This is a genomic window from Spirosoma aureum, assembly GCF_011604685.1.
Lineage (GTDB): Bacteria > Bacteroidota > Bacteroidia > Cytophagales > Spirosomataceae > Spirosoma > Spirosoma aureum.
This window is the reverse complement of sequence record NZ_CP050063.1, coordinates 6,566,104-6,590,515: the sequence shown is the minus strand read 5'-3', so window position 1 is coordinate 6,590,515 and position 24,412 is coordinate 6,566,104. Positions and strand designations below refer to the sequence as shown.

At 47.7% G+C, this 24,412-nt stretch carries 19 protein-coding genes; 10 read left to right on the top strand and 9 right to left on the bottom strand.

Going from position 1 to position 24,412, the window contains the following annotated elements; translation table 11 throughout:
• Positions 1-59 precede the first annotated feature (59 nt).
• Both mutS and G8759_RS26210 read left to right on the top strand, forming a co-directional pair.
• Positions 60-2,720 (top strand): DNA mismatch repair protein MutS, encoded by a 2,661-nt coding sequence (mutS, locus tag G8759_RS26215; RefSeq protein WP_167214996.1) that lies wholly within the window; start codon positions 60-62, stop codon positions 2,718-2,720.
• Positions 2,721-2,831: 111 nt separating this feature from the next.
• Entirely contained in the window at positions 2,832-3,335 is a 504-nt protein-coding gene (locus G8759_RS26210) for a Rad52/Rad22 family DNA repair protein (protein WP_167214993.1), read from the top strand.
• A 76-nt stretch (positions 3,336-3,411) separates the two neighbouring features.
• Here G8759_RS26210 and G8759_RS26205 read toward each other — a convergent pair whose 3' ends face one another.
• The 3 genes from G8759_RS26205 to G8759_RS26195 form a co-directional block, all read right to left on the bottom strand.
• Positions 3,412-4,548 carry an acyltransferase family protein gene (locus G8759_RS26205; RefSeq protein WP_167214990.1) on the bottom strand — a complete coding sequence of 379 codons (1,137 nt, stop codon included), beginning with the start codon at positions 4,546-4,548 and terminating at the stop codon, positions 3,412-3,414.
• Between the two features lie 173 nt (positions 4,549-4,721).
• Entirely contained in the window at positions 4,722-6,926 is a 2,205-nt protein-coding gene (locus G8759_RS26200; protein ID WP_167214987.1) for a M28 family peptidase, read from the bottom strand.
• Between the two features lie 202 nt (positions 6,927-7,128).
• Complete coding sequence (locus G8759_RS26195) at positions 7,129-7,848, bottom strand: LolA family protein (protein ID WP_167214984.1); 720 nt, start codon at positions 7,846-7,848, stop codon at positions 7,129-7,131.
• A gap of 192 nt (positions 7,849-8,040) precedes the next feature.
• On the opposite strand from G8759_RS26195, the gene G8759_RS26190 reads away from it, so the two are divergent.
• The 4 genes from G8759_RS26190 (at position 8,041) to G8759_RS26180 (ending at position 10,779) form a co-directional block, all read left to right on the top strand.
• Positions 8,041-9,264 (top strand): nucleoside permease, encoded by a 1,224-nt coding sequence (locus G8759_RS26190; RefSeq protein WP_167214981.1) that lies wholly within the window; start codon positions 8,041-8,043, stop codon positions 9,262-9,264.
• A gap of 64 nt (positions 9,265-9,328) precedes the next feature.
• On the top strand, positions 9,329-9,613 hold the full coding sequence (locus tag G8759_RS36035; protein ID WP_232073953.1) for a hypothetical protein: 285 nt from the start codon (positions 9,329-9,331) through the stop codon (positions 9,611-9,613).
• Positions 9,614-9,684: 71 nt separating this feature from the next.
• Positions 9,685-10,014 (top strand): hypothetical protein, encoded by a 330-nt coding sequence (locus G8759_RS26185; RefSeq protein ID WP_232073952.1) that lies wholly within the window; start codon positions 9,685-9,687, stop codon positions 10,012-10,014.
• A complete protein-coding gene (locus tag G8759_RS26180; RefSeq protein ID WP_167214978.1) occupies positions 10,015-10,779 on the top strand; it encodes an exodeoxyribonuclease III in 765 nt (254 codons plus the stop codon). It begins immediately after the preceding gene.
• Between the two features lie 61 nt (positions 10,780-10,840).
• On the opposite strand, the gene G8759_RS26175 is transcribed toward G8759_RS26180, so the two are convergent.
• The gene (locus G8759_RS26175) at positions 10,841-11,524 is read right to left on the bottom strand and encodes a hypothetical protein (RefSeq protein WP_167214975.1); all 684 of its coding nucleotides are present in this window, start codon (positions 11,522-11,524) and stop codon (positions 10,841-10,843) included.
• Positions 11,525-11,543: 19 nt separating this feature from the next.
• Complete coding sequence (locus G8759_RS26170; RefSeq protein WP_167214972.1) at positions 11,544-12,764, bottom strand: THUMP-like domain-containing protein; 1,221 nt, start codon at positions 12,762-12,764, stop codon at positions 11,544-11,546.
• 115 nt (positions 12,765-12,879) lie between these two features.
• Between G8759_RS26170 and G8759_RS26165 the strand changes: the two genes are divergently transcribed.
• Positions 12,880-14,490 carry a SulP family inorganic anion transporter gene (locus G8759_RS26165; RefSeq protein WP_167214969.1) on the top strand — a complete coding sequence of 537 codons (1,611 nt, stop codon included), beginning with the start codon at positions 12,880-12,882 and terminating at the stop codon, positions 14,488-14,490.
• A gap of 131 nt (positions 14,491-14,621) precedes the next feature.
• Here G8759_RS26165 and G8759_RS26160 read toward each other — a convergent pair whose 3' ends face one another.
• Complete coding sequence (locus G8759_RS26160) at positions 14,622-15,500, bottom strand: N-acetylmuramoyl-L-alanine amidase-like domain-containing protein (RefSeq protein ID WP_167214967.1); 879 nt, start codon at positions 15,498-15,500, stop codon at positions 14,622-14,624.
• Between the two features lie 63 nt (positions 15,501-15,563).
• Complete coding sequence (locus tag G8759_RS26155) at positions 15,564-17,294, bottom strand: alpha-amylase family glycosyl hydrolase (RefSeq protein ID WP_232073951.1); 1,731 nt, start codon at positions 17,292-17,294, stop codon at positions 15,564-15,566.
• Between the two features lie 154 nt (positions 17,295-17,448).
• Here G8759_RS26155 and G8759_RS26150 point away from each other — a divergent pair, with 154 nt between their 5' ends.
• The 3 genes from G8759_RS26150 (at position 17,449) to pgmB (ending at position 20,702) form a co-directional block, all read left to right on the top strand.
• On the top strand, positions 17,449-19,317 hold the full coding sequence (locus G8759_RS26150) for a glycoside hydrolase family 13 protein (RefSeq protein WP_167214964.1): 1,869 nt from the start codon (positions 17,449-17,451) through the stop codon (positions 19,315-19,317).
• A 124-nt stretch (positions 19,318-19,441) separates the two neighbouring features.
• Positions 19,442-19,852, top strand: coding sequence for a hypothetical protein (locus tag G8759_RS26145; RefSeq protein WP_167214960.1), 411 nt, complete (start codon positions 19,442-19,444; stop codon positions 19,850-19,852).
• Positions 19,853-20,042: 190 nt separating this feature from the next.
• Positions 20,043-20,702, top strand: a complete 660-nt coding sequence (gene pgmB, locus G8759_RS26140; protein ID WP_167214956.1) for a beta-phosphoglucomutase — start codon at positions 20,043-20,045, stop codon at positions 20,700-20,702.
• Positions 20,703-20,725: 23 nt separating this feature from the next.
• Here the strand turns inward: pgmB and G8759_RS26135 are convergent, their stop codons facing one another.
• Complete coding sequence (locus tag G8759_RS26135; RefSeq protein WP_167214951.1) at positions 20,726-23,257, bottom strand: DUF5686 and carboxypeptidase-like regulatory domain-containing protein; 2,532 nt, start codon at positions 23,255-23,257, stop codon at positions 20,726-20,728.
• A gap of 295 nt (positions 23,258-23,552) precedes the next feature.
• Positions 23,553-24,275 carry a DUF4405 domain-containing protein gene (locus G8759_RS26130; RefSeq protein ID WP_167214948.1) on the bottom strand — a complete coding sequence of 241 codons (723 nt, stop codon included), beginning with the start codon at positions 24,273-24,275 and terminating at the stop codon, positions 23,553-23,555.
• Positions 24,276-24,412: the final 137 nt, after the last annotated feature.

Below are 24,412 nucleotides of genomic sequence, written 5' to 3'. Positions count from 1 at the left end.
AAATAGCCATTTTCTCAGCAAATTTTGGTATTTTTGTTTAAAACAACAGACTCAATTCAGTGAAGACAGCCACCGCAGCAAAGCCTCAGTTAAAGAAAAACGAAACTCCTCTTAACCGCCAATATAATCAGATTAAGGCCAAATATCCCGGTGCACTGCTGCTCTTTCGCGTGGGTGATTTTTACGAAACGTTCGGCGAAGATGCCGTAAGAGCCAGTAAGATACTAGGTATTACGCTCACCAAACGTAATAATGGCGGATCGAACGAGGAATTGGCTGGTTTTCCGCATCATTCTCTGGATACACACCTTCCCAAACTCGTTCGGGCGGGCGAGCGCGTAGCTATCTGTGATCAGTTGGAAGACCCTTCGGTGGCGAAAGGAATCGTTCGGCGGGGTGTTACCGAATTAGTAACACCGGGTGTCTCGTTCAATGATAACGTGCTCGATACCCGACGTAACAATTACCTCGCAGCCGTTCATTTTGGCAAGGGCGGAGCCGGTCATTCAGACGATACATTTGGCATCTCATTTCTGGATATTTCGACGGGCGAGTTTCTGGCATCGCAGGGTAACGCGGCCTATGTTGATAAGCTACTGCAAAGCTTTAATCCGTCGGAGGTATTGTATTGCAAGCGCAATCGTCAGGAATTTGGCGTATTGTTTGGCGATAAATTTCATACCTACACGCTCGAAGACTGGGCGTTTACCTACGATTTTGGCTATAATTTCTTAAAACAGCACTTCCAGACGACCTCACTCAAAGGGTTTGGTATCGAGGGTCTGCCCGATGGCATTATTGCAGCCGGTGTAATTCTGCATTACCTCAACGAAACGGAACACAAAGATCTTCAGCACATTACCCGCGTGACGCGGCTCGAAGAAGATCGTTACGTATGGCTTGATCGGTTCACGATTCGTAACCTCGAACTGACGGCCGCCCAACAGGAAGGGGGCGTTCCGCTCATTCAGATTCTGGATCAGACCGTTACGCCGATGGGAGCCCGATTGCTGCGTAAATGGCTCAATTTGCCGCTTAAAGAAAAGGCATTGATCGAAGAGCGCCTTAGTATGGTTGAGTTATTGACCGATGACGTTGACCTGTCTGAAACAATGGCCAATCACCTGCGCCAGATTGGTGATCTGGAACGATTGGTTTCAAAAGTAGCCGTTCGGCGCATCAATCCTCGTGAGTTATTGCAGCTGAAACGGTCGTTGCAGCATGTGTTGCCAATTAAAGAACTGCTCATTACGGCGTTGAACCAGAATGAGTCGGGTTCATTGAAAAAGTATGCCGACCAGTTGAACCCGGTTTCGTTTTTAATGGACCGAATTGAAACAGAGCTTCGGGAAGATCCACCGACGCTTTCGAATCAGGGTGGTATGATCAAACCCGGAATCAATGCTGAACTGGACGAATTGACCGCTATTGCTTATTCGGGTAAGGATTACCTGCTGCAATTACAGGAGCGAGAAGTACAACGGACGGGCATCAGCTCGCTTAAGGTAGCCTACAACAAAGTATTTGGCTATTATCTGGAAGTGACCCATGCCCATAAAAGCCGGGTGCCGGAAGATTGGATTCGGAAGCAGACACTAGTCAATGCCGAGCGTTACATTACGCCTGAGCTGAAGGAATATGAAGATAAAATTCTGAACGCTGAAGAGCAGATTTTTCAGATCGAAGCGCAGATATTCAATGAAATGGTTCTGGCGGCCGGAGAGTATGTCGGCGCTATTCAGCAGAATGCCCGTACGTTGTCCGTACTGGACGTGCTGGCATCCTTTGCCCGTGTAGCCGTTAAAAACAAGTATGTACGGCCACAGATCACAGAAACCAAAGTTCTCAACATTAAAGATGGCCGGCATCCGGTCATTGAACAGCAACTTCCCCCCGGCGAACATTATATTCCGAACGATATTTTCCTGGATGATGAAACCCAGCAGATCATCATCATTACGGGACCAAACATGGCTGGTAAATCAGCGCTTTTACGCCAAACGGCTTTGATTGTGCTGATGGCACAATCGGGAAGTTTTGTGCCCGCATCGTTAGCTGAAATCGGAATCGTAGACAAGATTTTTACCCGCGTTGGCGCGTCGGATAACCTCTCGCGGGGAGAAAGCACGTTCATGGTCGAAATGACCGAAACTGCCAGTATCCTGAATAACCTCAGCGAGCGAAGCCTGGTGCTGATGGACGAAATTGGTCGCGGAACGAGTACGTATGATGGAGTCTCAATTGCCTGGTCGATTGCCGAATACCTGCATAATAAAACAGATTGTCGCCCTAAAACCCTGTTTGCCACCCACTACCATGAATTGAACGACCTGGCTACTGACAATGTGCGGATAAAAAACTACAATGTGTCGGTTAAGGAGATGGGCAATAAAGTGATTTTTCTGCGTAAGCTGAAAGAGGGCGGCTCAGAGCATAGTTTCGGAATACACGTGGCGCAAATGGCCGGGATGCCTGCTCAGATTGTCAGCCGGGCAAATGAAATTCTGAAACAGCTGGAAGCATCGCACGGACGCGAAGCCAATCGGGAGAAAATTCGGGAAGCCGTGCCCCAGGAGCGGGAACTGGCCCTGCGCATCATCGAATCGGGTGACCCTAAATCCGAAGCCATCAAAGAGAAACTACGCACCATCGACGTAAACAGATTAACGCCCATAGAAGCGTTACTAAAGCTGAATGAGTTGCTGAAAATGGCTGAATAATAAGAATTAATGCGTTGCCAACTGAATTGGGTATACGTGAGAATTCGGGCCAGCTTAACAACTGACGAGGGCTTAACGCATAGATGACTAACTACTAAACAACAAATAAAAATGGACCTAAATGTATTGACCGCCCCACTCACCGTACAGGAAATCGAATGGCGAGTTCAGAGCCAGACCAAAGACGGCCAGAAAATCGTTGTGGTGCCGTATATTACCAATCGTTGTGTGATGCAGCGCTTCGACGATCAGTTTGGCTGGGCCGGTTGGCAAAACGAAATCAAGGAAATAGAAGGTGGTTTTTTGTGCACAATCACGGCCATTTTGCCGGGTGGCGAAATTGTCAGAAAGACCGACGGCGCCAGCCGTACGAGCGTCGAACCGGTGAAGGGTGGTATCAGCGATGCCATGAAACGGTGCGCCGTGCAGTTTGGACTAGGCCGTGCTCTGTATGACTTCCCGAAAGTGCTGATTCAAACCACCGATAAGTACATTCCAGACTGGGCCACGCCTTTGCTTGATAAAATGGTAGAGAAACTCAATGCAGGAGGAGCCGTGCGCGATGTAGTAGTGCTAAAGCCCGAACACGCAAAACCGGCGGCAAAAGCTGCCTAAGTAGTTAGCTATTAAACCTAAAAAGGTCATAACACAACGTTATGACCTTTTTAGGTTTGAAAAGTGCGTTCTGTATCTAAACACTTTCTACCATTTGTTCTTTGTGTTCGATTCGTCGGCGCAGAAGCCGTTTGCCAAACTGTTGGGCCGGTTCTTCAATCAAACGATAGGTAATGGTAGAAACGAAGGCAATTGGTAGTAACAGGATCAGAAACTTCAAATTGAAATTCAGAATGTTTGTCAGCACACTGTGAACCGGAATGATTTCCTGGGGCAATATCTTATTCATCCAGTACAAAATCCCAAAATGCGTTAGATAGGCGCTATAGCTGATTTTACCCATAAACAGCGTGAACCGGTTGACCAGCAGTTTAACCGGCCATTTGGCTAATCCGATGATAAGCAGAGCAAAGCCTATACTACCAAACAAATGAAGTGTATGGGGCAGATTCGGAATAAAATGCTGAACGTAAGTTTTGCTAAAGATCAGGAAAGCAACTGTAAATAGCGCAAAACCGGCTACCAGCGGCTTAACATGGCGGTGGCCTTTAATGACAACGAAGTAGGCAACAATGCCGCACCCGAAAACCGGTAGCTGATAGGGCAGGTAATAATACAGGTATTCGTTAAGGAGCTTGTCGGACTGGATGCCGGTAATTTGCGACAGTATGGACGTAAGAATGAAGCCGAACAGTAACGAACAGGCCGTAAAGAAAATAGCTTTGTTCAGATTCGTGATCCGGGTAAATAAATACGGCACAATGGCATAAAATAGCACTTCAATACCTACCGACCAGCCACCCGGAATAATGCTGTTGATCCAGACAGGGCTTAGCCCATGAAGTAACAGAATATTGGCCAGTATGCCATAAACATGGTAATTGAGCGTCGATGAGATAGGTTGGTGGAAAAAATAAGCATCCTGATACAGGTAGTACAGAATGGCTACGTAGTACATGGGTGCAATCCTGAAAAAACGCCGGATAAAAAAGTTGAACTTACCCGTATCTGTTTTTTTTCGGCGATTCAATGATAAAAAAAGCGTGAAAGCACTAAGCACATAGAATAACTGTACACCCAATGCCGCTGGTGACCCCAGCGTATCCATAATTGAATAAAAAGCGGGATCGCTGAAGTGATACAAGTGGCAATGGAACCAGATGACGCTTAAAATAGCGATACCTCGCAGGGCATCAATGTAGTCTAATTTCATCAGGTATTAATTTCAGTTTATGGGTGAATGCCAACGTGCCATTTACCATCAACCTTGACTTGGTGAGCAAATTGAATTGTTGTGCAAAGATAACAATTGCAGGCGGCACAAAAGGCCACCTGCAATTACCTTACCAACTAATCCGATAGAAAAGAGTATTTTTTATTGAAAGGCTATTTTCCGCCACCAACCGCTGCGGGGCCACCCATACCCTGTGACAATACCAGAAGCTTGTCACTGAGGGTTTGAATGGCTTTTTTGTAGCGCATTTCGAGTTCAGGCAAGTTGGCAGTCGATTTGATAGAGGCTTCGTAGAGAAAACCTGGTAACATCCACGAGGCATAACCACTGTTTGGGTCCGAAGACGCATAGAGCGACCGGTACCAGGCACCAAATGCATTTCCTTTAGGATCAATAAATGAACGTTCCAGCAGTCTCAACTCCCGATTCAGTTCGGCTAATTTATCCGTACGTCCCGTTTTGAGGTAATTTTGCCGCGCAATTTCGCAGGCATCCGCATTCTTTTTTAACTCGGCAACGGTGCTAAGTACTGGATCAATGGAATAAGTAGGCGAATACGCCTGAATGGCTTTTTCGGCCGCTTTCAGGTGAATAGCCAGATCGGCCGGGTAGCGGGCAACATCGTAGGGAACGAGGTCTGCATTAGCGAGCCGCAACGTCATCGTACCGACAACCTGTTCCATCATCGGCCCCATTTTGTAGGTCGGATCAGCAAATTTGTCGTAGAAATAGAGGTCGTCGTACTGCGAGTGATAGAGCGTTGGCCCTTCCATACCGGCACTCAGTGAGGGAATACCGATGTGCATATAGGGGGCGATATGATCCGATCCACCACCGAGATTGCCAATTGTTGGCTCACCCGCCAATACGGCGGGAGCCGATGAACCCGTTACACGGGTTGGGTTTCCCGCTGCCTTATGACCCATCCAGTGCTGATAAACCGTTTTATTGGAATCGGGATACTGAACAGACTGGGTTGCTTCAATAATGAGTTTCTTCATCGATGGCGACGCACTCGCTCCGAAGGTCCGGCCCGAAACGGCGGCATCATAATTCATGTAGGCAACGGCTTTTTGGGTTAGCTCATCGCGGAATTGCTCGCTCCATTCAGCTGAGCCAATAACGCCAGGTTCTTCGGCATCCCAATGGCACACTTTAATCGTGCGACGGGGCCGTTGTCCGGCTTTGGCCAGTTTACCCATCGATTCGGTCATGCTTAGCAGTATAGCTGTACCCGAATTCGGATCGGTCGCTCCGTATGACCAGGCGTCGTAATGGCACCCGGCAATGATCCATTCATCCGGAAATTCTGAACCGGTCAATGTGCCAACGACCTGGTAGATTCGCTGAATGGTTTTTTCCTGTTTCACCATGAGCCGAACCTTTAAAGCCGAACCGCCTTCGAGCCGATACGTATAGGGCAAACCGCCCTGCCAGCCTGCCGGAACCGATTGCAGGCCGGTCATGCGTTTCAGAATTTCGGTAGCCGATCCGTAGGGGAGGGGCGTTACCGGGATTTTGTGTAACCCTACGGCATTCTGATCGAGCCGCTTGGGCGTGTTTTTAGCGTCCATTGGCAAGGCTGCTTCGCCCGGTGTAAGTGGATCGCCGGTATAAGGTGTTGTTAAAAGCGAACCGCGCTGTATTACACTTTCGCTGTAATACGGGCCTTCCGGAAATGTTAAACCGCGCATGTAGCCCGAATCGGCAGGATCGGTAAATATAATGACACCAATTGCACCAGCGGCCTGCGCAAACTGCGCTTTGTAACCCCGGAAGTTACCGCCGTAGCGGGCCAGAACAATCTTGTCTTTTACCGAAATGCCCATTGCCTTCAGTTGCTCAAAATCTTCTTTACGACCATAGTTGGCATAAACAACTTCGGCGGTAACATCACCCGAACCCGACCAGGCATTATAACCGGGTGTCAGACGCGGATCGCTGCTGTACTTATCTTCCTTAAACAGAAACTCACGAATGTTGAGGGGTTGGCGAATCGGCTCAACCAGTTCGACGGCGATTTCGCCGGGACCTTTTGGCAGTAATACATCATGCGGATAGATGTCTACCTGCCAACCGGCTTTGCGCATCGTTTCGGCTATATAATCACGTACCTGCTCGTTTTCTTTGGTGCCCGTTATGTGGGGTACACTGCTCAGCTTTTCGAGGTGTTGTTTGAACGCAGCCGGTGACTGTTTGGTCTTAAATTCGGTTTCCAGTTTAACCTGTGCCGCCTGTCGCGCCGGAATAAATCCAGTGAGAGCCGGGGTTGGGTTCGACTGGGCCTGCGTAGCGAATCCGCTAAACATCAACGCTAGTGCCAGGCTGGTAGTTTTTAGTAGAGGGAGATTATTCATGAGAATCAGATTGTATAATTCTCAAATATCGGAATTAACTCTGGTAAAGAAGATGAATCGTGAATGATTATTGGGTAATAAAAAAGGAGAGTTACAGATATTGCGTTAAGCCGTGCCACGGTTACTAATGACACACAAACAAACCGTGGCTCGGCTCAACGCAATATCTGTAACTCTCCTGAATAGGACAAACAAACCTGAATTACTTAGGCATCGCGAAGATACCAGGGTCTACTTTAGGGTTGAAAACGATGTTCGTCAGTGTCATAGCGAGTGGTCCGGGCATGCCAGGGTTTTCGAGCTCTAACGAGGAGGGAATGGTTAGTCCCTCGATGGTTTTGTAATTACCGTACTTAACTTTTACCTCGCCCGATTGTCCCTGAATACTAACCGTAGTTTTCATGCTGGCCAGTTGAAAAGTAGTCGCATCGACGTAGTAGTTGGCCACGCCTTCGGGTCTGGTTATCTTCAGGTTATAGACATCCTTGTCGTTCACTTTCTCTTTACCGACCAATTCGACCGGATATTTTTTGTCTTTTGCTGTTGCCAGATCAGTCCCTATAACAGAGGCATTACCTTTTAAAATTTTCACCTGTTCGTCGGGAAGGGCTTGTGCGGTGGCTGCACCCGTCATTGGATTGATCGTCCAGCCTTTATCGCCATCAGTAACCTGTACGATTTGCTGACCCATAACCGCAATGTCGTTGCGGTACGATTGGGCAACGACGATGGTTGTTTTGCCGGTCAGTTCCTGCCCCATAATGCTTATATTCTGATCATACTGGAGTGTCTTGACAGCCGCAATTTTGTCAGCACCACCTACCGCAGCAATGTTCTTATCAATGATCTCATCGGCCGTTTGCGCAAAGGTCAACGCCGGAATCGCCACGAAGGCAATAAGGTTAATCAATTGTTTTCTCATGAAAAAGATAGTCAGAAACGTTTTCAAAGATACTACTCGCCTAGCGAAAGACTAGGCGAGTTTCGGTATAGTTAACCAGAAATCTGGTTGCATCCTGCATGATCGGCAACTTTAGCGGGCAATCGGCTTGCAGGGCTGATGACGGTTATATACCTTCATTGGTTCAAACGTTAAACGCAATAAATCTTTCCGATGTTATCGACAACCCGCGTCAAACTTTCCGTCATGATGTTCCTCCAGTTTTTTGTGTGGGGAGCCTGGTACGGTCAGATGAGTAAATACCTGCTGACTCAACTACATTCAACCGGCGATCAGGTTGGCAATGCCTATGCCGCTTTTTCGCTGGCCATGATTATTGCTCCGTTTTTCGTTGGTATGATTGCCGACCGTTATTTCGCGGCACAGAAAGTACTTGGTATTCTCAATCTTCTCGGCGCAGTAGTCTTGTATTTTATTACACAGAACACAAATCCTGATAACTTTTTTTACCTGATTCTGGCCTACTGTATCACGTTCGCGCCAACGCTGGCACTTACCTCTTCCATTGCGATGCAGCAGATGACCAGCCCCGAAAAGGAATTTCCGGGTATTCGCGTACTCGGGACCGTTGCCTGGATTGTGGTGACGAACATCGTAGGTTACTATGGCTTCGGCGATAAGGTGACCATTTTTCAGTTATCAATGTACTCGGCAGTGGTGTTAGGGGTGTTCTCTTTTTTCCTGCCCGATACACCACCTAAAGCCACCACGTCTACATCATTCTCGCAAATACTTGGTTTGGATGCGTTCAAATTATTTAAAGATCGATCATTTGCCATTTTCTTTCTGTCATCGGTGTTGATCTGTATTCCGCTATCGTTCTACTATGCCATGGCAAATCCATCGCTAACGGACGGTGGGATGCAAAATGTTGAGAACAAAATGTCGCTGGGGCAGGCGTCGGAAGTTATTTTTATGCTGCTGATTCCGCTGGCCTATACGCGTTTAGGGGTTAAGAAAATGCTGATCGTTGGACTGGTTGCCTGGATTGTTCGTTTTGTCTGCTTTGGTTATGGCGATGGCGGCTCAGGCGAATGGATGCTCTACCTGGCTATTGTACTACACGGAGTTTGCTACGATTTCTTCTTTGTTACGGGTCAGATTTACACCGACAATAAAGCGGGTGAAAAAATCAAATCGTCGGCGCAGGGACTTATTTCGCTGGCTACTTATGGTATTGGCATGGGCATAGGCTCTAAAATTTCGGGAATTGTACTCGACATGTATACCCGCCCCGATGGCACAAAAGACTGGCTGGCGGTCTGGCTCGTTCCGGCTGGTATTGCCGCTGCAGTATTGATCGTATTCGTGCTGTTATTTAACGACAACAAACGGGTTCGGGCTGCGAAAGACGAACTGGTGCCGGGATCACTTTAATTAAATGCAGAATGAAGCTAGGGTAACGAATTATAAAGGCTTCATTCTGCATTATCCAGGTTTTATGGAAAAGAAACCACGAATTAAGTTTTGCAAAGATCTAAATGGCCCTCACTTAGATCAGGTTCACGAACATGCATTAATGACGCCTGAAGAACGTTGGCTTGCCTTTCTGCGGCTTAAACGTAGACATTATGGTCTGTTTGGAGAACCTCAAAAACGTGAGAAACGAATTACTGTCGAAAAATCCAACATGGATTTAGATGATGATAATTTTATCCGGTTTGTAGTGGCTGCAAATGATAGTAAACTTGAATACATTCTTATTGGTGGGCTGGCACTTATATAAATGGGGGTATTCGTTATACTGAAGATGCGGATGTATGGATGGAGCCTACTAATGAGAACCGTGATCGCCTGATGAGTACGTTACGTGCGCTGGATTTTACTGCAGAGGAATTGGTAGGTCTTACATTAGCCGATTTTACCCAGCCCCAGATAATTCGTTTGGAAGATCAGATTGATATTCTGACACGAGTGCATATTCGACTAAAATACAATAACTGTCGCAGGCGGGCAAAACCATTTACAATGCCGGGTGGTCAGGTTATTTACTTCCTGCATATCAATGACCTGCGGGAAGCTAAAGTGCTTGCCCGTCGTACGAAAGATTTGAATGATATTCTCATGATTGACGAACTCATCGACGAACTTAAAAAGCAAGGTGGTTCAGAAACTAACCAATCTTAAGTGCAACTTATCTCATACAACCTTAACGGTATCCGGGCGGCTATCCGCAACGGACTGACCAACTGGCTCGCTCAGGAGCAGTTCGATATCCTCTGTTTTCAGGAAGTAAAAGCAACTGCCGACGTTGTTGATCTGTCGGTATTTGAACAGTTAGGCTATCAATACCATTGGCACGCGGCCGAAAAGAAAGGCTATTCGGGTGTGGCAACCTTCTCGAAAATTAAACCAACGAACGTAGTCATGGGTTGTGGGCTGGCGGTTTATGACTGCGAAGGCCGCATCCTGCGTACCGATTTCGGTGATCTTACCCTGTTGAACTGTTACTTCCCATCCGGTACGTCGGGTGAGGTGCGGCAAGGTGTCAAGATGGAGTTTTTACGCGATTTTTACGATTATGTGCAGGAGTTGAGGAAATCCCGCCCGAAAATTATTGTCGTTGGCGATTATAACATTGCGCATAATGCCATCGACATTCATGATCCGGTACGCAACAAGAACACAACGGGTTTTCTGCCCGAAGAACGGGCCTGGATGGATCGTTGGTTTGAATCGGGAATAACCGACTCGTTTCGCTACAAACATCCGGACGATGTCGCTTATAGCTGGTGGAGTTATCGGGCCGGTGCCCGGAATAACAATAAAGGCTGGCGTATTGATTATGCGTCAGTAACCAATAATCTGCTTGACCAACTTATCGATTGCCAGATGCTTCCCGACGCTGTTCACGCCGACCACTGTCCTGTTTGGCTATCAATTGCGCCTTAATCTGAAGCTGGCCTTTTCACGAAAAGCCGTGCTACAATCGATTGTAGCACGGCTTTTTCCATTAATTGCTTTTCTTCGCTTTGACAGCCTCGACGTTTTTCTTCCGGTTTTCCAGTTCCGTTAGGGCGTTGGTCTGGTCTACCTTGTTGGTTTCAATATCCTTCTGAAGTTGCTCTAACTCCTTGGCATTATCGTCGATGCGCTTCAGCAGGCGCTCTTTTTCTTTCGCATTTTGCTCGATTGAACGCTGAAGCTGTTCACCTTTTTTTACCATTTTCTGATGATTTTTCTGCGCTTCATCAAAACTGCCTTCAACGAGCCGAACTTCCTGCCCGAACAGGCTTTTATTCGCAAAGTCTTTCAGAATTTGCTCGGCTGCCGAGTAACCCGTACCGCCTGTTTTAACATAATTGCCGCTTCCCAGATCATACGAGACAAAAATTGTAGCCGATGTTTTAGTCGATTTTACGGTACTAACCAGATTGATGGGTTCCGACGAAATAGCCTGAATGTCGGCGTTTGGTATCCGATACGTACCACGTGAAGCCGATAGCCGACCGTAGGTTTTTAATTGTTCCTCCCAATCTTTTTCGATCTGCTTGCCATCGCCCTGTAACGTCAGATACAGTCCGGATAGATTGGCTTTATCGACCGTTGTTTCGCCTGCATAAACGGTTTGCGCATAGGTTTTTCCACTAAAAATAGCCAGAAAGAGAAGCAAGGTAATGCGTGATATCAGTTTCATAGAGATGGATTAGTTTAACTTATGGGGTATTAATCTGTTGGGTGTCGAGTTGTTCACTTTTTCGGGTGATCAATAATCGCTTATCGCCATTTTGTAGCGTTGTGGCAAAAATATAGATATCACCCCCTTCCTGTAAAACCAGCTTTTTACGTAGTTCGGCTACTGATTGGGGGAAATTCCTGACGGTCAGATTGGCTTTCATCGCAGGGATAAGCGATTGTACAATTTTTCGATCCGGCTTGACTACGGCTTCCACCCGAAATGTGCGTCCAGGAAAATCACTTCTCAATTCATTGCTGGTGTATAAATGACTGTTCGGCGCCAGTTTTGACAAATCGAATCGGTTGGCCACCAGACGAAATGCTCCGGCTTTCATGACTGCCGCGTTGGGTTCATAAACATACTGCTGTGGATCGTTGAGTGTAACGCTCGCTGTCGATTCATCGCCTTTAATAAATTGAAAGACAGCATCACCTGTCGCAGTCATATTAATGGCTGTTACTACGACTGCCTCCGCAGCAACTGGTTGTTTCCCGATTACCAGCATTATTTCTTTTACTTCATTCTGCACGGCTACAATATGTACAGCTTCGACCGTAAATAGTTGTCGGACGGTGAAATCCACATCAAGTAACGGTGATGCCTTCACTAAAATTCGTTTTCCCTTTGCTAATAAAGCCGAAAGGGTGCCAGGACTGGAAATGTCGGGTTCGCAATCCTCCAGCCGACTAACTTTTCCTCCCTGTTCATCCCGTCGGTGTGGATCGAGATAAATCCAGTCGGCGGTATCGGGCCAGTGCGCTATAACCTCCAGACCATTCCCTGTTTGGGTATCCACATTCGATGCGTTTAGTAACGGCAGATTATGCGCTGCGAGTTCAACCAGTTCGGGTCTTTGCTCTACATACACTACCCGATTAACCCGTTGCGCAAATGCCCACGTGTCTACGCCCATACCACCTGTAAGATCAAACAGCAACTGCCCACTCACCAGAGAGGCTTTGTAGTGGGCAGTACGTTCAGAAGAGGCCTGCTCAACCGACAACGCCGGTGGAAACACGAGTGCATTGTTGGCATACCAGGTCGGCAGTTTATCGCGGGCTTTTTGGCGGGCGGCAATCTGGGCTATGACTTTTTTGGTGTCAATATCGGCAGGTTGTTTGCGTAAGGCCAATGCCCGAATATCGTCGGCGATATGGTTGCTGACAAAGAGTTTTTCAGCCGTAGAAAGTGTACTCAATAAAATAAGTGTTAATGAGTTTTTAATCTATTTTTAATTTGTTTTTAATTTTGTGCAACGGACTGGATAAGTCCTGCGTTCATCCTGTACAAAACCCACAGAAACTACCTTATTCATGCAACGAGTTAATCCACTCCGTACGCTGTCAACCTACAATCTGAGTCTGCTTCGGCAGGATCTTCCGGCGGGTCTATCCGTATTTCTGGTAGCACTCCCGCTTTGCCTGGGCATTGCGCTTGCATCTGGTGCACCCCTTTTTTCGGGTTTGGTAGCGGGTGTAATCGGCGGCATAGTTATTGGCTTCTTGTCTGGCTCTGAACTTAGCGTCAGCGGACCTGCTGCCGGACTGGCAGTTATTGTGGCTGATGCCATTGCAAAAATAGGCTCTTATGAGGCATTTTTGGTGGCGGTCGTTTTAGCCGGTGTCATGCAATTTGTTTTGGGCATCATTAAAGCAGGCAGATTCAGTAGCTTCTTTCCCGACAGCGTTATAAAAGGAATGCTTGTTGCGATCGGAATCGTCATTATCTTAAAGCAGATTCCGCATGCACTGGGGCGCGACAATGATTATGAAGGTGAGTTTGAGTTTCAGCAACTGGCCGATGGCGAAAATACAATCTCGGAAATTTATCGTGCTATCGAAACGGCAAGCCCCGGTGCTGTCGTAATCAGTCTGATTTCTCTGGTTTTCCTGATCATGTGGGAACGAATAGCCGGGAAGAGTACACGAGCATTTTTTCGAAATTTTCCGGCTGCTCTGGTTGTGGTGCTAATTGGTGTTGGGCTAAATGAGTTTTTCCGAGTGTCTGTTCCGGAATGGTATCTGGGTGATACGGCGCATCAGCACATGGTCCAGATTCCGACCATTTCTCCGGGTAAAAGCTTATTCTCCATTTTCGACTTTCCTGATTTCAGCGTTCTCGGTAACCCAAAGATTTATGGTATTGCCGCTACGATTGCACTGGTCGCCAGTCTGGAAACACTCCTCAATCTGGAAGCGTCAGACCGCCTTGACCCGGCTAAACGGGTTTCTTCAACCAATAAGGAGCTGATTGCTCAGGGTGTAGGTAATGTGCTATCCGGATTAATCGGCGGGTTGCCTGTTACATCGGTGGTTGTGCGGACGTCGGCTAACATCTATAGTGGCTCTAAAACTAGGGTTTCTGCAATTTCACATGGCATTATGCTGCTCATCGCTGTCTTTTTAGGTGGGCCAATGTTAAATCTGATACCGCTGTCGTGTCTGGCTGCCGTACTGATCATGGTCGGTTATAAGTTAGCAAAACCTGCGATTTTTCAGAAAACGTACCGGGATGGCTGGAGCCAGTTTGTGCCGTTTATGGTGACTGTTATCGGTATAGTATTCACCGATCTGCTGGTAGGAATTGCGCTTGGCACGGTCGTCGGAATTATCTATGTTCTGTACACAAATTTCCAGTCCTCGCTCCGGATTGATCGGGATGGCCGCAAGGTGCTTATCGAATTTGAGAAAGATCTCTATTTCCTGAGTAAACCACAGCTTAAGGAAGCTCTGGGAAATCTACAGCCCGGCGATGAAGTCGTGATTGATGGTACGAAAGCCCCCTTTATCGATCACGATATTTTCAACATGCTTCATGACTACCGAGAAACGGCCAAGGTGCAGGGTATTCACTATGAACTGCGTAATGTGGTATTGAATCGACGGAAGCGAATACGGAATCAGGGCGTTAAAGCAACAACGTAACTCCGGCTGATTGATAGTTAGGTTTTCCTGAAAAGGATAAAATCAGGAAGTTCGATCAAGAAAAACAATACACCCCAATGGACTTTATTTATTTCCAGTGGGGTGTATTGTTTTTGTACCAGAAGTTTGTGTTACTCTTCACTATGGGCCGCTGCTGTTACCAGCCCTGAACTTGTGCGTAGTCGCGCTACCCGGATGCCCGATAGCTGCTTGTGCCAGAGCAGATAATCGCTGAGCGGATAAGAGGTAATGACCACGGCTCCCTGGTCGGAGGAGGCATGTAACAGATGAATTCGGCCATCAGGGTGTTTTACAGCGAGCCCCACGTGCTTCATGTCAAGTCCGGGCCGGGCGGCTGTAAGCATAATAATGTCACCTTCGCGAAGTTGCGCTTCTGCCTGCCGAATATTCTTTTTGGGAATAAAATAAAAAGGTTTCTGGCTAATGGTAGCCTCTGCCTGGGCGACTTGTTTCAAAATGACAGGATCGGTCAGCCGAGGATATTTATAGGTAGCGGTTGTCATGTAAGACACCGATTTGGCAACGGATATATTACCGGGTAATTCTCGGGTCACATCGGTTAGAAGCCCTTTGCGTTCATTATCCTGGAGCCAGTCCGAAAAGTAGTGTAAACGACTGGCATACCCATCGATACGACCATCGCGATAGCGGAGTTTGGTGAGAAACTTACGAAACGATTGATCCAGTAAAACCGGGTTCGATCGGTCAGCCAGATCGTGCCATGCCAGCGTCATCGCTACTACTGTTTCGAGATAGGTGGTGCAATCAAATTCCCGGAAGTTAACGACTAACTGTTCCGTTGGGCTTATATCGAGCGTATGCGGAATATATGGACGTCCCAGAAACTGCCTGCCAATGTTAACCGCCGTTTCTGAAGGTGTTTTACCCCCCAGGATGGTTATTGCTTTCAAATCATTGGGTACGGGCTCCTGCGCCAGCAAAACTGTCGAAGTAAAAAGCAGGAAAAATGCTGTAAACAGTTTATGCATATGCTGATGGCTCACCTGATAATAGTATTGACGAAGTTTAGGCCGAAAAGTACCGAGAGGGCATTACTTAATTTCCAGAATCCTGACACTGCGAGGGGGGAGGAGTAAAGGAACACCTTCCAGCCCAACCGTTTCAAGGTCGGTGTTAGTCAGAAAAATATCTGACATCTGGTAAGTGCGGGCAGGGTCGAGGCCCATGACACTAAACGCATGATGCGGAATATGAACGGTTGTTTCGTAGGTCGTTTGGCTCGAAAAATTACAGACAATCAGTAGCTTTTGCCGATCCGTATAGCGCAGGTAGCTAAAGAGCTGATGAGCATCGTAGCCTGCACTCTGGCCGTTATCATTGGCATATTGCAAATCATAGAAGTAACCATTCTGGATCGCGTCAGAACCATTCACCAGGTGATTCAATTGCTGATAAAAGGACCGGAGTCGCTGCTGCTCATCGGATAAGCCACCGCCATCATAGCGCCCCTGGTTGATCCAGCCCTGCCAGTCGGCCAATCCCCAGTAGTCAAAAATGGTTGTGCGACCATCGTCGCCACTAAACCCTTCTACGCCTTCGGCCCGAACGCCCACCTCCTGACCAAAATACAAAAGGTAAGGGCCATTATGCATGGTAGCAGACAGAGTCATACCCGGTATGGCTGCCCAGGGATCATTCGTAAAGAATCGGGAAGCAATACGCTGCTCATCATGCGTCTCCAGAAACCGAAGCATGTGCTGTGCATATTCGCCCGACTGTTGCTGCCAGACGCGGGTGAGTTCATAGCAGGAGCCGTGACCTTCCATTAATGCCCGGACAGCATCGTATAAGCCCACTTTGTCGTACAGATAATCGAAACCACCTTCGAAAATAAACGACCGATACAGGCCCGGATCGTAAATCTCGGCAATGAAAATCAGGCGTGGGTACTGTTGCTTAACGCGACTGATTGCCCACTTCCAGAACTCAACGGGTACCAGATGGGCCATATCACAACGGAATCCATCGACACCCTTTTTCGCCCAGAATAATAACACATCCAGCATCTGGCTCCAGGTTGCCGGAACCGGGCTAAAATGCAGACTACCATCGAAGATGTTGAACCCATAATTCAGTTTAACCGTCTCATACCAGTCGTTCCGATCGGGTGTGGCTGTAATTGATCCACTTCCCGTTACTTTGGCTGGGAACTCATGTAACGTGGGGCTTTTCGCTAAACCATCGCTATTCAGGCTACTGACCGGAGCGACAAATGCCTCGCCGGGTAGGTAGTAAAAATTGTTGTTATGGGCGAATTGTTCCGACGTATCATCCTTTTCGCCCAGATCGACCACGCCAGCAGGCCTGGCATCTGAATGATACTGACGGGCCACATGATTTGGAACAAAATCGATAATCACTTTCAACCCATGAACATGACTCCGCTCGACCAGAGCCTCGAACTCCGCCATTCGGTCAGGAACGCTAACGGCAAGATCAGGATCAACGTCATAATAGTCTTTAACTGCGTAAGGAGAACCGGCACGACCTTTTACAACCGCTGGGTCATCGGGGCGAATACCATACGCCGAATAGTCAGTTTGCGTAGCGTGCTCAACGATACCCGTATACCAGACATGCGATGCGCCCAACCGTTTGATGGAGCGTAGCGCTTCGTCGTTAATGTCATTGAAGGTACCAACGCCGTTTTCCTCGCGGGTACCATACTGTCGGTTGGTGGTATTCTGATTGCCAAATAAGCGCGTAAAAATCTGGTAAATAATCAACTTGTCCATTACTGGAACAACAGAGGTCGTATTCATATGCGCCGGGTACGTGTACGTTACGGGTGTAGCTGAGTTTGGAATACAAAATTATGGCCTTTTTCGGCGAAAAACTTGGGTTATTTTTGCGTTCTTGTTGCATTATTCTTCGATCATGTCGATTGAAACGGCATTTTAAACAGATCTCCGAACTATGAGAAGATTTACTGTCCTGATACTTCTGCTGCTTAATAGCGATCTGGTCGTTGCGCAAAATGCCAAAATTCAACGCGTGAATCCCACGAACTGGTGGGTGGGAATGAAAAATCCAAATCTGCAACTGTTGGTTTACGGCCCCAATGCCGGAACGCTAACCTATACGGTTACTTACCCTGGCGTAAAGCTGGTGAAGGCACATACCGTCGAAAATTCAAACTATGCCTTTCTTGACCTCACAATTGCGCCAACCGCGAAACCCGGTACGCTTCAGCTCGTGGGCAAGCGTGGGGCGCAAACCCTGACGCAACCCTTTGAACTCAAAGCCCGCGACAAATCGCCGAAAGGGCAGGGCGTAACGGCCGCCGATTTTATCTACCTGATCATGCCCGATCGGTTTGCCAACGGCGATCCATCAAATGATAAGTTTGCGGATATGGCGGACCCAAATGTTGACCGGGGGAATCCGTTTTACCGGCATGGGGGCGATCTGGCCGGAGCCGGGCAGCATCTCGATTATTTGAAAGATCTGGGTGTTACTGCCATCTGGTTTACACCGCTTCTGGAAAATGATCAGCCGCTCACGAATGAAGGCGGAGCCATGCGTTCGGCCTATCACGGCTATGGCTTTACCGATCATTATGCCATTGATCGGCGCATGGGTGGTAATGAAGCCTATAAAGCCTATGTCAAAAAAGCCCACTCGGCTGGATTGAAAGTTGTTCAGGATGCCGTGTATAATCACGTGGGCATCAACCACTGGATACTGAAAGATTTGCCCATGAAAAGCTGGCTTCATCAGTGGCCAACCTATACCAATACCTCGTATAAATACCAGCCGATTACGGACCCTCACGGAGCCGAAAGCGATCGCCGGGTAACACTCGACGGCTGGTTTGTTCCATTCCTGCCTGATTTGAATCAAAATAACCCGTTCGTTGCCAATTTCCTGATCCAGCATGCGCTGTGGTCGGTCGAAAATTTTGGTGTTGATGCCTGGCGGGTTGATACCTATATGTATAACGATCAGCCATTTATGAATCGGTGTAATCAGGCCCTTCTTGATGAATATCCTGCGATTCACATTTTTGGCGAATCCTGGGTTAACAACGTCGTCGATCAGGCTTACTATACCCGCAACAAAATTGATTTTCCGTTTAAGTCGAACCAGCCCGGCGGCCTCGACTTTGTACTTTATGCATCCATGCTGGAAGCGCTGAAACAGAAATTTAGCTGGGATGATGGCGTCAACCGATTCTACCAGGCTCTGGCTCAGGATGCGGTCTACCAGGACCCGAATAAGCTGGTAACGTTTCTGGATAATCACGATACCGACCGCTATCTGTCGGTCATTGGCGACGATTTTGAGAAGTATAAAATTGGCCTGACCTGGTTGCTGACTACGCGCGGAATTCCATCCATGTACTATGGCACCGAAATTCTGATGAAAAATTTCAAAGATCCATCGGATGCCGAAGTACGGCGGGATTTTCCGGGTGGATTCTCTGGCGATAAAGAGAATAAGTTCGAAACGGCCGGACGCAGCAATCGCGAAAATGAAGCCTATCAGTTCATTCGAAAACTAGCTACCTATCGGCGGGATAATCCTGTTCTGCACACAGGCAAACTCATGCAGTTTCTGCCGCAGGAAGGCATCTATGTATACTTTCGCTATAACGGGAGTAAAACAGTCATGGTTGCCACCAATACGAGTGATAAAGAAATTTTACTCGATTCGGGCCGATTTGCCGAACGAATTAGCGGATTTACGTCGGCCCGTAACATCCTGACCGATCAGACGATCGCTGATCTTAAAGCAATCAAACTACCCGCTAAAACAGCGTTAGTACTGGAACTGATAAAATAAACGGCAAATGCCCTGACTAATAAGCTGTAATAATGAGCAAAGATAAAACCGCCAATCGTAAATAGACCGGCATTTTCCAACGTTCAGGCACAAAAAGGGATCTTGCCAGAAACCCCTTTTCTGTATGAAACCATTTATTCTACTTTGTACGCTTCTTGCTTTTCTGACTGGCTGTCAGAAAGATACCGCCGATCCTTCTGGCGATGGTGTATTAGCGGGCAGTTTTCGCCTGGAAGTTGATCCCGTACGGTGTGCTCTGCCAACGACCCAACGGGTTACAATTCACCAGGTAAGTGACGATATCTACCGGGTTGAGTATGACCGATTTGGTTCTGGATCGTATAAACTTGCGGGTGTTGTGGCGAAAAAGAACAGCGCAACGGCCTTTGAATTATTCGTGGATGACCAGCCTGTTGGTCAATATGCGTTTGAGGAGTTGCGCACTATAAACGGAAGTCGAAAAACGTGGGTTCTATCGATCCATTACCATGTCGATCAGACAGAAAACCTGGCGTTTATGGGCGTAAAAGAATGAAGTTAGCAGTAGGCAGTCTTCAGTAGACACACAGCCTACTGAAGACTGCTTGCCAATTGTGGAGCTGGCTCATAAGCCCACCCCTAAATAGCTGGTTGATCTCACACTTAAATCAGATAACTGATTATTTGACCAGCTGGGGCTGGTCAAATCTGCCTACATTTGCGCTCATCCCATTGATTACAACCGAATGAGCTCTATTAAAGCGTTTCTTTTTGATCTCGACGGCGTTATTGTCGACACCGCCATTTATCACTACCAGGCCTGGCGTCGGCTGGCCAACGAACTCGGGTTCGATATTTCCGAAGAATTCAATGAGCAATTAAAAGGGGTAAGCCGGATGGAGTCACTGGACATTATTCTGGCTCATGGTGGGTTAACATTGCCAGACGAAAAAAAGGCAGAACTAGCCACGCAGAAAAACCAATGGTATCTCGAACTGGTCAGTCGTATGACATCCGAAGATATTCTGCCGGGCGTAGCTAATTTCTTTTCGCAGGTTAGAAAGGCTAATCTGTTAACTGCCCTTGGGTCGGTCAGTAAAAATGCTCCGCTGATTCTGGAACGCATTGGTATGACCGAGGCTTTTGATGCCATCATCGACGGCACTAAAATCACGAAAGGCAAACCTGATCCGGAAGTATTTACGAAAGGAGCTGCTGAACTTGAGGTCGCTCCTGCCGAGTGTGTTGTATTCGAAGACGCCGTTGCGGGTGTTGAAGCCGGTAAACGGGGCGGAATGTTTGTAGTTGGCCTGGGCTCTCCGGATGTTCTGACTCAGGCCGATTTCATCGCACTCTCACTGGATGCGTTGACAGTAGACGAGGTGTTGACCCGATTTTCGAACTAAGGAATTCTGAGTGCGGGAAACTATTAGAACGCGAGCCAGCCCGATACCTTAATCGCAAATGGAGTCACTGGAATGCCTGTCCGGGTAAGATTATCGCTATAGGTGAGCCGGTGAATCGCATCGACGCGTAGCACTTTAAAAATATTGTCGATTCCATAACCCACCTCGATATAGGGCGTACGGGTTAGAGAACTAAACCCTTCAACGGTGCGCCCCTGCGCATCAGTGCTGGGGATCATGGCCAGATTTGCCGACGAGACACTGCCCACCAATACTTTAGCCGTTACTAGTTCACGCCACTTAAGCCGTCGCAGGAGCGGTAATCGATTAAAGAGCAGGCCACCGAAGTTGTGTTCAAACTGGGCCGTGGCCCAACGGTCAGACACAAATTCAAAGTAATTCATCAGGTTGTAGGCGTTACCGACATAAAATGAAGACTCATTGCCCAATGGCGTGTAGAGCAGGGGATAAGGCACCGTTGAAGGGATTATTCCTGCGCCAATGGTATAATAGGTCCGTCCCAGAATGCCCATTCGGAACGAATGTTTCATGGTCAGCGCAAGGCGGTGATAGGTGAAATCGCCACCCAGTACATCGCGGATACCAAGTGTATACCGCAATGTGAAAATGGGCTTACGGACAGCGCCTGTACTAAACCTGACGTTGTCGTTTTGCAGGATCACTTCGTCGGGAGCAAAGCGAGTCTCCGAAATCAGCTCGGTAACCCGGTAACTGTCCCGAACTGTTTGATCATGATCATTGGCCTGAGGCTGAAACGCAAATGGAAACAATGGTTCAAACGTGCGGTTACGCATGGCCAGTGTCTGCGTAAATCCCCGGCCCATTTCACGCCGGAAATAAACGAGATTTTCTTCCTGAAAATAAGGCCGCCTGATTGTTCCAAAACGGGAGTAAGCCGCAAATAATGAGTTATTGCCAATATTATCGGATGATACACCAACGCGTTCCAGATCATAAGTCCGCCGGACACCGAAGACAGTCCAGGGCTTGCGGTTTATAATGTATTCGATATTGGCGCTGTACTTAAAAGCTTGATCAAGCGTGCCATAGGCCAGGTAACCGCTCACAAGCCATTTGCGGCTGAAACCCGTATTGGTTCGCATACCGATCCGAAACCGATTGCCTTCAACGTTATTACTGGCGTAGGAATACAGAATTGGGCCCAGGTCAATATGTAGTTTATCAATCGGTTTGTAGCCCAGAACGCCGAGCTTAATTAGTTCACCCGCTACTTTTATAAACGGCACATTACGCACGGAATCAACGACCCGCATGGCCCGCCACTCGTTGGGAGAAAGCGAATCAGGACGCACACTCTTCCAGAATAACGCATCGGCTTCTTTATAATCGTCGGCCAGTTCGATCGAGGGATCATAAAAGCTAACCTCTTTAGGGTCATTTTCGATAACATTTCGGGCGGTCGCGAAGAAGCGGATCAAGGCACCGGGGGCACGTGGAGTGGGCTGTTCCGTATCGATCGTAACCTGGGTTTGGGTGGGAAACCGAACACCCGATGAGATCGATTCCCAATTTTGCTCGATATGAAGTTCATCGACAAAGTTGATGTTTGCCCGCTTATCGACCCGTGCATCGATCTGAACGAGAGCCCGCTTGAGGGTGTCGATCCAGACGGTTCCCGTAAAGGCCAGATCGCTGACACGTTTGGGTGTAAATTCGATTTCATAACACACCCCGTCGTTGAGCGCTACTGTGTCTTTTAATCGATAAGTATAGACTGTTTCCCACTGTGCGCCAACGGGTGATGGAATATCTTTGCGGAGCACATAAAGCGAATTACGGTAGAAATTATATTGCTGAAACGAGGCTCCAGTCAACTGGGCGATCAGGCCACCATCGCTAACGCCTACGCCCGTTACGTGTGATTTGAGAACCTTTTCTTTAACTTTCTCGGGATTGGTACGGGCAAAAAAGTTGGAGAACGTTTCGGATATAAAGACCGGAACGGCAGGCTGGCCATTTTCGTCCGTAATGGCGGGAAGTTTGCCGAGAAGCCGACTGATTGGCCCCGGCTTTTTATTCTTTTTACGCTTCTGGCCAAAATTGTTGATATACCCCTCAATCTTGGTGTAACTATCATATTGATAGGCCGATAATTGTGCTGGATTGAATTGGTCCCGTCGGCGCACCGTCTCGCGAATGACCCGGTAGGCTGGGTCGCCCCCCTTGGCATAAACCCGTACCTCCTGCAATTTTGTGGCACTCGAAACTAATTGAGCATCAATCGTCTGGCTGGCAATGGATATCAGGCGATAAGACCGGGTCTGATAACCAAGGCTAAGAACCTGGATAGAATCGGCAAGTTGTTTGGTTTGCAGTTTATAACGGCCTTCGGCATCGGAGGTTGTGCCATTGGTTAATCCCTTTACGGCAATACTGGCAAAAGAAATTCCCTCGCCAGTGGCTGCATCAGTCACACGACCGCTGATTGTATAGATGGTTTGGGCCGTCGTCAGCAACGGCCATCCGACGAGCAGAAGGCTAAATGCAACGAAAGTCCGTACTAAAGAAGTCATTGAACAGTGGTGTAGGGATCGATCATATTCTCTTAACCGAAAGTTAGTCAACAGGGTTTACTAAGTGCCGAAAATTTACATGAAATTGTAAAATCAGACAATAAACGGTAAGTAGGCGGCAGAAAGTACCCTAAAACAGTCAGGAAATACGCTTACTGGTTGGTACGCCAATTTATGCGGCTTCGTTGCACTTTGTCGGTTTGTAGAAGATAGAATGTGGTGAAGTCAAAAGAATTGGTGTGTTATGGGGGTAATCCTGAGGCCAGACACTAGTTGATGGCTTTAGTAGCTGGTGTCACTTTTCGGTTCTGGCGTTTGGCGGATAGCTGGTTTGAATGGCTGCAATCTGCCAGCCATTCTCTTTCCGCTTCAGGACGTGTGTATAGAAGAGTTTTTCGGGTTTGGCAGAAGAGGTCAGTGTACCATAAACCACAATTATGTTGTCGTCAATTGACTCGGCCCGATCAACAGTTGTTTGCAAGGAATCGGTTGTTTTCGGCTTACTGCTTTGATCGAATCCACTCGTAATTTCGCCTGCTTCTGTCCGGATGGGGGCCTTTTTGGCGACAACTGTAGCTAATGAAGCTGTATCGCCAGCACTATAGGCCTGAGCAAAAACAACTTCGGTACTACGAGCAATTGAGTCGATCGCAACCTGGGACAATGGCCCGCCCGATTTAGGTTTGTCGCCCCGGAACAAATTTTTACCAGCATTCGCTAATTTATCGAAGACAGGAAAATCGGCACTAATACCTATCGCAAATACGGATGCAATAACGGCGGGGATAACAAACTCGCGTCGGATGCCACCCGTCCGACGATCTTTCGTATATCCGGTGATAGATGACCAGTTATTGACAATGTGAAATACCGCAGCCGTAACGAATAAAATGCCAAACCAGGCATGTGTATGTTCGACAGGATGGGTACCCTGGCCAAAATAAATTAAAAGACCCGTGGTCGCTAAGACAAAGAATACGACAGCTACCGACAGACTGACTAAGTTCTTGGATTTCATAGTGAGGGGAATATTTGACTGGTAAAGGTAACTAATATGGGAGCCTCAGCGTGCCGTAAGCTGCCGAAACTCAGCATTGACCAAAACAAGGAATCCCTCCAGCAATGCCAGGGGGATTACCACCAACCTATTCTAAT

Coding starts and splice junctions, on each gene's coding strand:
- G8759_RS26210 (WP_167214993.1), top strand. CDS start 2,832: ATGGACCTAAATGTATTGACCGCCCCACTCACCGTACAGGAAATCGAA.
- G8759_RS26205 (WP_167214990.1), bottom strand. CDS start 4,548: ATGAAATTAGACTACATTGATGCCCTGCGAGGTATCGCTATTTTAAGC.
- G8759_RS26200 (WP_167214987.1), bottom strand. CDS start 6,926: ATGAATAATCTCCCTCTACTAAAAACTACCAGCCTGGCACTAGCGTTG.
- G8759_RS26195 (WP_167214984.1), bottom strand. CDS start 7,848: ATGAGAAAACAATTGATTAACCTTATTGCCTTCGTGGCGATTCCGGCG.
- G8759_RS26190 (WP_167214981.1), top strand. CDS start 8,041: ATGTTATCGACAACCCGCGTCAAACTTTCCGTCATGATGTTCCTCCAG.
- G8759_RS36035 (WP_232073953.1), top strand. CDS start 9,329: ATGGAAAAGAAACCACGAATTAAGTTTTGCAAAGATCTAAATGGCCCT.
- G8759_RS26185 (WP_232073952.1), top strand. CDS start 9,685: ATGAGTACGTTACGTGCGCTGGATTTTACTGCAGAGGAATTGGTAGGT.
- G8759_RS26175 (WP_167214975.1), bottom strand. CDS start 11,524: ATGAAACTGATATCACGCATTACCTTGCTTCTCTTTCTGGCTATTTTT.
- G8759_RS26165 (WP_167214969.1), top strand. CDS start 12,880: ATGCAACGAGTTAATCCACTCCGTACGCTGTCAACCTACAATCTGAGT.
- G8759_RS26160 (WP_167214967.1), bottom strand. CDS start 15,500: ATGCATAAACTGTTTACAGCATTTTTCCTGCTTTTTACTTCGACAGTT.
- G8759_RS26155 (WP_232073951.1), bottom strand. CDS start 17,294: ATGAATACGACCTCTGTTGTTCCAGTAATGGACAAGTTGATTATTTAC.
- G8759_RS26150 (WP_167214964.1), top strand. CDS start 17,449: ATGAGAAGATTTACTGTCCTGATACTTCTGCTGCTTAATAGCGATCTG.
- G8759_RS26145 (WP_167214960.1), top strand. CDS start 19,442: ATGAAACCATTTATTCTACTTTGTACGCTTCTTGCTTTTCTGACTGGC.
- pgmB (WP_167214956.1), top strand. CDS start 20,043: ATGAGCTCTATTAAAGCGTTTCTTTTTGATCTCGACGGCGTTATTGTC.
- G8759_RS26135 (WP_167214951.1), bottom strand. CDS start 23,257: ATGACTTCTTTAGTACGGACTTTCGTTGCATTTAGCCTTCTGCTCGTC.
- G8759_RS26130 (WP_167214948.1), bottom strand. CDS start 24,275: ATGAAATCCAAGAACTTAGTCAGTCTGTCGGTAGCTGTCGTATTCTTT.